Raw genomic sequence first — 10,194 nt, forward strand, 5'->3', positions numbered from 1 at the left:
GGCGGGGTTGAGGGGTGAAACGGCAGTATTGTACGGTACGCGCCGCTCGCGCCCGCAGGCGGGCGCGAGCTGGGAAGGGCGCGCATGTCGTACGCGAACCTCGCAGAGATGTTCTTCGAGCGGGCCGACGAGCTGACCACCCGGCCGCGCTACCGCTACCGTACCGAGGACGGCTGGCACGAGGTCACGTGGCGGGCGATGGCCGAGCGCGTGCGCGCCATGGCGGCGGGCCTGATCGCCATGGGCGTGTCCCCCGGCGATCGCGTGGCGCTCCTCTCCAACACGCGCCCCGAGTGGATGGAGATCGACTTCGCCATCCTCGCCTGCGGCGCCCTCACCGTCCCCATCTACCAGTCGAACCTGCCCGCCGAGTGCGGCTACATCATCGCCAACTCCGAGTCCTCGGTGGTATTCGTCGAGAATCCGAAGCAGCGCGCGAAGATCGAGGAGGTGACCCAGCGCGGCTTCGAGCTCGACGGCGTGCGCCAGACGATCGGCGTGCGGGCGGTGGTCACGATCGAGGGCGACCCGGGCGCCGGGCAGTCGCTGGCAGCGCTCATGGAGCGGGGCCGCGTCGCCTTCGGACGCACGCTTGCGGAGATCGAGGGGCGGGTTGCCGCCTTGCGGCGCGACCAGCTCGCCACGATCGTCTACACCTCGGGCACGACCGGGCCGCCCAAGGGCGTGCTCCAGACCCATGGCAACCACCTCGCCACGATCGAGTCGCTGCTGAAGGTCGGCATCGCGCGCGAGGGCGACGTCGACTTCTTCTTCCTGCCCCTCGCTCACTCCTTCGCGCGCCTGATCGAGTACTACGGGATCGCGGCCGGGACGGTCACCGCCTTCGCGCGCTCCATCGACACGCTGGCAGAGGACCTTGCGACCTCTCGCCCGCACCTCGTGCCAGCCGTGCCGCGCATCTACGAGAAGCTCTACGGGCGCATCCAGGGGGCGCGTGACGCCGGCGGGGCGCTGCGACGGGCGCTCTTCGACTGGGCGGTGGGTGTCGGCCGGGCGCGTAGCAGACACGAGCAGGAGGGCCGGCCGGTCCCCCGGCTGATGGCGTTGCAGCACGCGGTCGCCCACCGCCTGGTCTTCTCCCGCATCCATCAGCTCCTCGGCGGCAACATCCGGTACATGACCTCGGGCGGCGCGCCGCTCTCGCGCGAGATCGCCGAGTTCTTCCACGCCATCGGCATCCCGATCCTGGAGGGCTACGGGCTCACCGAGACGACCCCCAGCCTGACGGTGAACCGGCCGGACCGCTTCAAGCTCGGGACCGTTGGCCTGCCCCTCGACTGCTGCGAGCTCCGGCTCGCGCCCGACGGCGAGATCCTGGCGCGCGGCGCCAACATCGCCCTCGGCTACCACCGCCGGCCCGAGGCCACCGCCGAGAGCTGGGACAGCGAGGGATGGTTCCACACCGGTGACATCGGCGAGTTCGACGCGGACGGCTTCCTGCGCATCACCGACCGGAAGAAGGACCTGATCAAAACCTCGGGCGGCAAGTACGTTGCCCCGCAGAAGATCGAGAACCTGCTCAAGCTCCAGCCGCACGTGAGCCAGGCGGTGGTGATCGGCGACAACCGCAAGTACTGCACGGCGCTCGTCACGCTCGATCAGGAGGAGGTCGCGCGCTGGGCGAGCGTGCAGGGGCTGCGGTTCGCGTCTCCGGAGGAGATGGCGGCGCATCCCAGGGTGCGCGAGCTGATCGAGGGCGAGGTGGCGGCGGCGAACCGGGAGCTCGCCTCCTACGAATCGATCAAGTACTTCCGCATCCTGCCCCGGGACCTCTCCACCGAGACGGGCGAGCTCACCCCGAGCCTCAAGGTGAGGCGCAAGGTGATGGCGGAGCGCTATCGCGCGCAGATCGAGGAGATGTACGCGGGCTGAGCGGGCGGCGACTTCGTTCGGCCCGTTGCGGGGTTACGAGCCCCGTGTTATAGATCCCGGCTCTCCGGCCTTCACTGACCAAACCGAGTGGGCCCCCGCCCACTCTTTCATTTTGGAGGAGCAGGGTTCATGGATCGGCCCGCGGTGACCCAGCGAGTCTGGGAGGTCGCGGAGCCCCTCGCGCTGGCGGGGGGCCTCGAACTCGTGGACGTGCAGTATCGCCCCGAAGCCGGCCGCGTCGTGCTGCGGCTCCTGCTCGACCGCCCCGAGGGCGGCGTGACGCTCGACGAGCTGGGGCGCGTGTCGCGGGAGCTCGGTGACCTGCTCGACGCGCACGACGCCGTCCCCGGGCGCTACCACCTCGAGTGCTCCTCGCCCGGCATCAACCGGCCGCTCCTGCGCGAGGCGCACTTCCACCGTGCGCTCGGCGAGCGCGTGCGGGTGCAGACGCGCGCGCCGATCGGCGCGCGCCGGCACTTCCGCGGCACGCTCGAGGCCGCATCGGCGGAGGAGATCACGCTCCACGATCCCGATGCCGGACGCATCGCCATCCCGCTCGGGGCGATCGACAAGGCCCACATCGACCACGACTTCAGCCGGCCCGCAGGGCCGCCGCACGCGTGAACGAGCCTCTCATGCTACCCGACCTCAACCGCGTCATCGAGCAGGTTTGCAAGGAGAAGGGCATCGACCGAAAGATCATCGTCGACGCGCTCAAGGACGCGATGGTCTCGGCGGCCAAGAAGACCTTTGGGCACGACAAGAAAATCGAGGCGGAGTTCAACCCTGAGCTGGGCGAGATCGAACTCTTCGAGGTCAAGACCGTGGTCGAGACGGTCGACGATCCCGAGAACCAGATGTCGCTCGAGGCCGCGGTCCGAGTGGATCCCGAGGCGCAGGTCGGGGACGAGCAGCTGGTCAGGCTTCCAGCCGAGAAGTTCGGCCGGATCGCCGCGCAGGCGGCGAAGCAGAACATCATCCAGCGGGTGCGTGACGCTGAGCGCGAGATCATCTTCAAGGAGTTCAAGGATCGGAAGGGCGAGCTCTTCTCCGGCATCGTCCAGCGCTTCGAGAGGAAGAACATCATCGTGAACCTCGGGCGCACCGATGCCATCCTCCCCGAGAAGGAGCAGATTCCGCGCGAGCGTTACCGCCAGGGCGACCGCATCCGCGCCTACATCCTCGACGTCGAGCTGACCGGCAAGGGGCCGCAGATCGTCCTCTCGCGCACGCACCCCGGGCTGCTGATCAAGCTCTTCGAGCAGGAGGTGCCCGAGATCTACGAGGGCATCGTCGAGGTGAAGGGCGCGGCCCGCGAGCCGGGCGGGCGCGCGAAGTTCGCGGTCATCTCCAACGACCGCGACGTCGACCCGGTCGGCGCCTGCGTCGGCATGCGCGGCACGCGCGTTCAGGCGGTGGTGCAGGAGCTGCGCGGCGAGAAGATCGACATCGTGCCCTGGACGAGCGACCCGGCGGAGTACGTGTGCCGCGCGCTCGCACCGGCCAAGGTGTCGAAGATCATCATGGACGAGGACGAGCGCGCCATGGAGGTGATCGTCCCCGACGACCAGCTCTCGCTCGCCATCGGCAAGAAGGGGCAGAACGTGCGCCTCGCCTCGCGGCTCACGGGCTGGAAGCTCGACGTGCGCAGCGAGGCCGAGGCCGAGGACGAGGCGCGCCGGGCGCGGGCCTCGCTCACCGCCCTCCCGAACGTCGGCGACATGACCGCCGAGCTCCTCTACCAGGGCGGCTTCAAGTCGGCCGAGGAGCTGGCCGCCTCGGACGAGGAGACGGTGGGCGAGATCGAGGGCATCGGCTCCGAGCGGGCGGCGGGCATCCTGGCCGCTGCGCGCGAGCACGTCGAGCGCCTGCGGGCCGAGGAGGCCCAGGCCGCAGCCGAGGCCGCAGCGGCCGAGCCGAGCGCCGGGAGCGGCGAGGAGGGCGGGGCCTCGCCGGCGGAGCCGGTCGGCGAGGAGGGTCGGAGGTGAGCGTGCACGAGCCGGTCCGCACTTGCGTCGGCTGTGGCGCGCGTTCCCCGCAACGGGCGCTCGTGCGCTTCGTCGCCGGTCCCGCCGGCCTCCGCGTCGACGGGCGCCGGCGTGCGCCCGGGCGCGGGGGCTACCTGCACGCGAGCCCGGAGTGTTGGCGCGCCTTCGCCCGCCGCCGCGGCCCGGTGCGCTCGCTCCGCGTGAGCCCAGCGCCGGCGGAGCGCGCGGCGCTCGTCGCGGCGCTGGCGGCGGCGGAGGCGGAGCGGGGCGAAGGGTAGCACCATGTCGAGGCGCATCCACGAGCTGGCCAGGGAATGGGGGGTGCAGCCCAAGGACCTCTTGGCGACGCTCGAGAAGGTGGGTATTCGGGGCAAGCGTTCCCAGAGTTCGCTCGCCGACGACGAGGTGCAGCGCGTGCACGACGTGCTCGGGCTCGGGGCGCGCCCCAGGGTGGTCGTCGGCACCGAGCGGGTGGTCGCGGAGCGGGTCGTGACCGAGCGCGATGCCGGCGGGGACCACCTGGTCACGGCGCGCGAGCAGACGACCGAGACGCGGCTGCGCCCCAACGTGATCCGCCGGCGCACGGCGCGCGAGGTGCTCAAGCGCGAGGACCTGCCGCCGCCGAGCCCGGCCGACAGTGTCGTGAGCGAGGTGCCACCCGCGCTCGACCTGGAAGCGAGCGTCCCGCCGCCGCTCAGCGAGGTGCCACAGGCCGCGGTCGAGCCGCCGCCTCTCGCCGCGGAGGCCGCCCCGCCGCCGGCCGCGACGGCCCCGGCGCCGCCGGCCGCGGAGCACGCGCTGCCGCCGACCCCTGCCGCCGGCGCGCCGGAGCCCGCCGCGCCGAGTGCGTCGGCCACCGTGCCGGCCGGGCGCCCGGCGGTGGCCCGCCCGGCACCGGGCCCCGTGCCGGCGCCGCCTCCGCCCGGTTTCGAGGAGATGCGCGGGGTCAAAGTCCTCGGCAAGATCGACCTGCGCCGGCCCACGGCGCCCGCCCCGTCGCCCGCGGTCCGCGGTGCCGCCGAGCCGGCGCCGAGCGCCGAGCCGGCGGCCGGTGACGGCGCCCCCAAGAAGAAGAAGGGCCGCAAGGTCATCAAGAAGTCCGACATGCTCGACACCATGGAGCGGGACTTCCTGCGCCCGGGCAAGCGCCCGCAGAAGCGGCGCGCGCTCCCCGGCAAGGAGCAGAAGAAGACCGAGATCACGGTCCCGCGCGCGTCGAAGCGGGTGGTCCGCATCTCGGAGGTCATCACGGTTGCCGACCTGGCCCGTGCCATGGGGGTCAAGGCGGGCGACGTTCTCAAGAAGCTCCTCGACATGGGGATGATGGCGACCATCAACCAGGCGCTCGATCACGACACCGCGGCGCTGGTCGCGGCCGAGTTCGAGCATCAGGTCGAGAACGTCGCCTTCGACGTGGAGCAGATGCTCGAGGCCGCCGAGGCCGAGGGAGGCGAGGAGAAGGGCGCCGTGCGCGCGCCGGTCGTCACCATGATGGGGCACGTCGACCACGGCAAGACCTCGCTCCTCGACGCGATTCGCTCGACCAACGTGGCCGAGGGCGAGGCCGGCGGCATCACGCAGCACATCGGCGCCTACACGGTCGAGGTGAACGGCCGCCAGGTGACCTTCCTCGACACGCCCGGCCACGAGGCCTTCACCGCCATGCGCGCGCGCGGCGCCAAGGTGACCGACATCGTGGTGCTGGTGGTGGCGGCGGACGACGGGGTCATGCCGCAGACCGTCGAGGCCATCAACCACGCGCGCGCGGCCGAAGTGCCAATCATCGTCGCGATCAACAAGGTCGACAAGTCGGACGCGAACCCCGAGCGCGTGAAGCAGGAACTCGGCAACCACGGCCTCGCGCCCGAGGAGTGGGGCGGGGACACGATCATGGTGCCGGTCTCGGCGAAGACCCGGGAGGGTATCGCGCAGCTTCTCGACATGATCCTGCTGCAGGCGGACGTCCTCGAGCTCGAGGCCAACCCGGGCCGCCTCGCCAAGGGGACGATCGTCGAGGCCCGTCTCGACCGTGGCCGCGGCCCGGTGGCGACCGTGCTGGTGCAGGAGGGGACGCTGCGGCCCGGCGACGCCTTCGTGTGCGGCACGCAGTACGGCCGCGTGCGCGCCATGATGAACGACAAGGGACAGCGCATCGAGGCGGCCGGTCCGTCGACCCCGGTGGAGATCCTGGGCCTCGGCGGCGTGCCCGAGGCGGGCGACACCTTCGTCGGCGTGCAGGACGACCAGAAGGCGCGGCAGGTCGCCGAGCATCGCCGTACGAAGCAGCGCGAGGCCGAGATGGCGAAGACCGCCAAGGTCTCGCTCGACGAGCTCTACCAGCAGATCCAGACCGGCCAGGTGAAGGAGCTGAAGGTCGTCCTGAAGGCCGACGTGCAGGGCTCGGTCGAGGCGACGAGCGAGGCGCTGCGCGCGCTCTCGAGCGGCGACGTGCGCCTCACCGTGCTGCACGGCTCGGTGGGCGGCATCACGGAGTCGGACGTGCTCCTCGCCTCGGCCTCCAACGCCGTCGTGATCGGCTTCAACGTGCGGCCGGAGCCGAAGGCCGCGGCGCTCGCCGAGCGCGAGGGGGTGGACATCCGCCTCTACACCATCATCTACGAGGCCCTGAACGACGTGCGCGACGCGCTCGAAGGGCTCCTCGAGCCGACGCTGCAGGAGAAGGTGCTGGGTCGGGCCGAGGTGCGGCAGACGTTCACTGTCTCGGGCATCGGCCAGGTGGCGGGCTGCTTCGTTGCCGAGGGTAAGATCCCGCGCGGCACCAAGGCGCGCCTCCTGCGCGACCACGTGGTCGTGCATGACGGGCGGATCGCGAGTCTCAAGCGCTTCAAGGAGGACGTGCGCGAGGTCGCGGGCGGCTACGAGTGCGGCATGTCGCTCGACGGGTACCAGGACATGAAGGTGGGCGACGTGATCGAGGCCTACGAGGTGGAGCAGGTGGCCCGCCGGCTCGCACCCGCTGCAGCCAAGGGCGCGCAGGCGGCCGAGCGGACGGCCTGACGGGCGCGGCGCCGCGCCGCGAGCGTGAGGGATACAGCGCCAGCGCGAGCGAGGGTTACAGCGCGAGCGCGAGCGAGGGATACTGCGCGAGCGCGAGCGAGGGATACAGATGGTGGTCGGCGTGCTCCGGCTCGAGCTGCTGCTGCCCGAGAACCACTCGCTCAAGGGCAAGCGCAGCGTGCTCAGGACCATCAAGGCACGCGTGCAGAGCAAGTTCAACGTCTCGATCGCGGAGTGCGCCGACCACGATCACTGGCAGCGCACGACCCTGGGGGTGAGCCAGGTGGGGGTGGACGAGCGGCACGTGGACGCCTGCCTCAGGGAAGTCGTGCGCTTCATCGACGGGCTCGAGCTCGCCCAGCTGGGCGAGGAGCGCCTCGAGTTCCTCCATTACTGAGGGCGCGATGGCCGAGCGCCGCCCCGAGCGCGTGGCCCACCTCGTCCAGGCCGAGCTGGCGGCGCTCTTCCTGCGCCGGGCGAACGACCCGCGGCTGCGCGACCTGACCGTGACCGCCGTGCGCATGTCGCCCGATCTGCGCGTGGCGCGCGTGTACGTGCGCACGCTCGGCGACACGGCGGACGCGCGCGCGGCGGCGCTGCGCGCGCTCGCGCGTGCGGCGACGTTCCTGCGCGGGCAGGTGGGACGGGCCCTCGGGCTGCGGGTCACGCCGGAGCTGCGCTTCGAGTACGACACGCAGCCCGACATCGCCCGCCGGGTGGACGACCTGCTGCGCGCCGCGGCAGCCCGGGACGAGGACGAGGAGTGACCGGCGTCCTCCTGGTCGACAAGCCCGAGGGGACGACATCGGCCGGGGTGATCCGCACCCTCAAGCCGCGGCTCGGCCGGACCAAGGTCGGGCACCTGGGCACCCTCGACCCGTTCGCGAGCGGCCTCCTCCCGCTCTGCCTCGGCGAGGCGACCAAGGTGGCGCGCTACCTCCTCGCCGAGGAGAAGGCCTACGAGGGGACGATCAGCCTCGGCACCGCGACCGACACACTCGACCGCACCGGCTCTCCGATCGCCACGGCACCCGTCCCGCCGCTCGCACAGCCCGAGCTCGACGCGGTCGCCGCGCGCTTCACCGGACGCCAGCAGCAGGTGCCGCCCATGTACTCGGCGCTCAAGCGCGACGGCGTGCCCCTCTACGAGCTCGCCCGCCGCGGCCTCGAGGTCGAGCGCGCGCCGCGCGAGATCACGATCGAGCGCATCGAGCTGGCGCTCAGCGGACCGGACCGGATCGACTTCCGCATCGCCTGCTCGAAGGGGACGTACGTGCGCGTGCTGGCGGCCGACGTGGGGCGGGCGCTCGGGACGGTCGCCCACCTCGAGCGCCTGCGGCGGACGCGGGTCGGCGCCTTTCGCGTCGAGGACGCGACGGCGGTCGACGCCCTCCTCGGGCTCGCGCCCGGCGCCACGTTGCCGGTCGTGGCCGTCCGCGACGCGCTCGCCGGCTATGCGGCCTTCTCGGCTCCCTCCGATGCGCTCGGCCGCCTGCGCCGCGGCCAGCAGGAGCCGCTCGCGCGTCTGCCCGCGCCGCGCGCCGCGGGCGAGACGGCGCTCCTGCTCGACCCCGCGGGCAACGTGGCGGCGGTCATCGAGGCCGCGGGGGCGCGCGCGGCCTGGCGCCTCGTCCGCCTGCTCGGGGTGTCGTGAGGAGGAGATGCTGCCCTGATCAGCCAGCGCCGAGGAGGACACCAGCTTTACAAGGCACAAACGCCATGTTAGGAGAGCCGGCTCAAATAGCGAGATACGAACGAGACGAAGAGGGCGGGATGGCAGTCGTGCAGGAGCGCACGCAGGAGATCGTGCAGGCGTATCGCCGGCACGCGAGCGACACGGGGTCGCCCGAGATCCAAATCGCGCTCCTCACCAACCGCATCGGGTACCTGACGGGGCACTTCAAGGTGCACCAGAAGGACCACCACTCCCGTCGTGGGCTGCTGAAGCTCGTGGGACAGCGTCGCCGCCTGCTCGACTACCTCAAGCGGCGCGATTTCCAGCGCTACAAGAGCGTGATCGAGCAGCTCGGGATCCGCAAGTAACTCCCCGTCCTTCCTTCCTTCCCTCGCGAGTGCTCGAGATGCTGCGGCCGTCGGCCGCGGAGGAGTCATCTTTGATGTCGCAGCCCGGACACCAGCGAGTCCAGATCGAGTTTCACGGCCGTCCGCTGACGGTCGAAACCGGCCGCATGGCCAGGCAGGCCGGGGGTGCCGCCCTCGTGCAGTTCAGCGAGTCCGTCGTGCTGGTCACGGCGACGGCGCTCGCCACGGCGCGCGAGGGCATCGACTTCTTCCCCCTCACCTGCGACTACCAGGAGAAGACCTTCGCCGCCGGGAAGATCCCGGGCGGCTTCTTCAAGCGCGAGGGGCGACCGGCGGAGAAGGAGATCCTCACCTCCCGCCTGATCGACCGCCCCCTCCGCCCGCTCTTCCCGAAGGGCTTCAACTGCGAGACGCAGGTCATCGCCACCGTGCTCTCGCACGACAGGGAGAACGACCCCGACGTCCTCGCGCTCCTGGGCGCCTCGACCGCGCTCGTCCTCTCCGACATTCCGTGGAACGGTCCCATCGCGGCCGTGCGCATCGGGCGCGTGGGCGGCCGGTTCGTCATCAACCCCACCACCAGCCAGCTCGCTTCGAGCGACATGAACGTCATCGTCGCGGGCAGCCGCGACGCCATCGTCATGGTCGAAGGCGGCGCCCACATGGTGCCCGAAGCGGTGCTGCTCGAGGCGCTCTTCACCGCTCACGAGGCGCTCCAGCCGCTCATCGCGCTGCAGGAGGGCCTGCAACGGCTGGTCGGCAAGGCCAAGCGCAGCGTGACGCCGCCCGCCGTCGACCCCGAGCTCGAGCGGCAGGTGCGCGAGGCGGCGCTGCCGAGCCTCCGCGCGGCGCTCGCCAGGTCGGGCAAGCAGGAGCGCTACGACGCCCTCGATCAGGCGCGCGACGAGGTGGTGGCGCGCCTCGGCGCAGGAACAGCCGAGCGCGCCAAGCAGGTGGCGGGCATCTTCGATCACATGAAGAAGGACGTCGTACGCGAGGCGATCGTGCAGCAGAAGCGCCGCCTCGACGGCCGCGGGCTCGCCGACGTGCGCCCCATCACCTGCGAGGTCGAGGTCCTGCCGCGCACGCACGGTTCGGCCCTCTTCACGCGCGGCGAGACGCAGGCGCTCGTGGTGGCGACGCTCGGCACCTCCTCCGACGAGCAGAAGATCGATGCGCTCATCGGCGAGCAGTACAAGAAGTTCATGCTGCACTACAACTTCCCGCCCTTCAGCACGGGCGAGGTCAAGTT

At 71.5% G+C, this 10,194-nt stretch carries 10 protein-coding genes; all 10 read left to right on the top strand.

Annotation, left to right across the window (positions count from 1 at the left end):
* The first annotated feature begins 84 nt into the window (after positions 1–84).
* Positions 85–1,893 carry a long-chain fatty acid--CoA ligase gene (locus E6J59_05460; GenBank protein TMB21644.1) on the top strand — a complete coding sequence of 603 codons (1,809 nt, stop codon included), beginning with the start codon at positions 85–87 and terminating at the stop codon, positions 1,891–1,893.
* A gap of 129 nt (positions 1,894–2,022) precedes the next feature.
* Positions 2,023–2,517, top strand: a complete 495-nt coding sequence (locus tag E6J59_05465) for a ribosome maturation factor RimP (protein TMB21645.1) — start codon at positions 2,023–2,025, stop codon at positions 2,515–2,517.
* 11 nt (positions 2,518–2,528) lie between these two features.
* The gene (nusA, locus tag E6J59_05470) at positions 2,529–3,881 is read left to right on the top strand and encodes a transcription termination/antitermination protein NusA (protein ID TMB21646.1); all 1,353 of its coding nucleotides are present in this window, start codon (positions 2,529–2,531) and stop codon (positions 3,879–3,881) included.
* Entirely contained in the window at positions 3,878–4,159 is a 282-nt protein-coding gene (locus E6J59_05475) for a YlxR family protein (protein ID TMB21647.1), read from the top strand. The genes nusA and E6J59_05475 overlap by 4 nt, the downstream gene beginning before the upstream one ends.
* Before the next feature lie 4 nt (positions 4,160–4,163).
* Positions 4,164–6,899 (top strand): translation initiation factor IF-2, encoded by a 2,736-nt coding sequence (gene infB, locus E6J59_05480; protein ID TMB21648.1) that lies wholly within the window; start codon positions 4,164–4,166, stop codon positions 6,897–6,899.
* Between the two features lie 109 nt (positions 6,900–7,008).
* The gene (locus tag E6J59_05485) at positions 7,009–7,296 is read left to right on the top strand and encodes a DUF503 domain-containing protein (GenBank protein ID TMB21649.1); all 288 of its coding nucleotides are present in this window, start codon (positions 7,009–7,011) and stop codon (positions 7,294–7,296) included.
* 7 nt (positions 7,297–7,303) lie between these two features.
* The gene (gene rbfA, locus E6J59_05490) at positions 7,304–7,666 is read left to right on the top strand and encodes a 30S ribosome-binding factor RbfA (GenBank protein ID TMB21650.1); all 363 of its coding nucleotides are present in this window, start codon (positions 7,304–7,306) and stop codon (positions 7,664–7,666) included.
* On the top strand, positions 7,663–8,553 hold the full coding sequence (gene truB, locus E6J59_05495) for a tRNA pseudouridine(55) synthase TruB (GenBank protein ID TMB21651.1): 891 nt from the start codon (positions 7,663–7,665) through the stop codon (positions 8,551–8,553). Before rbfA ends, truB begins: the two co-directional genes overlap by 4 nt.
* A 119-nt stretch (positions 8,554–8,672) precedes the next feature.
* Entirely contained in the window at positions 8,673–8,942 is a 270-nt protein-coding gene (gene rpsO / locus E6J59_05500) for a 30S ribosomal protein S15 (protein TMB21652.1), read from the top strand.
* 38 nt (positions 8,943–8,980) lie between these two features.
* Positions 8,981–10,194: polyribonucleotide nucleotidyltransferase (locus E6J59_05505; protein TMB21653.1), on the top strand; the 1,214-nt coding region annotated here is incomplete at its 3' end.

This window comes from Deltaproteobacteria bacterium (genome assembly GCA_005879795.1).
Classification (GTDB): domain Bacteria; phylum Desulfobacterota; class Binatia; order DP-6; family DP-6; genus DP-6.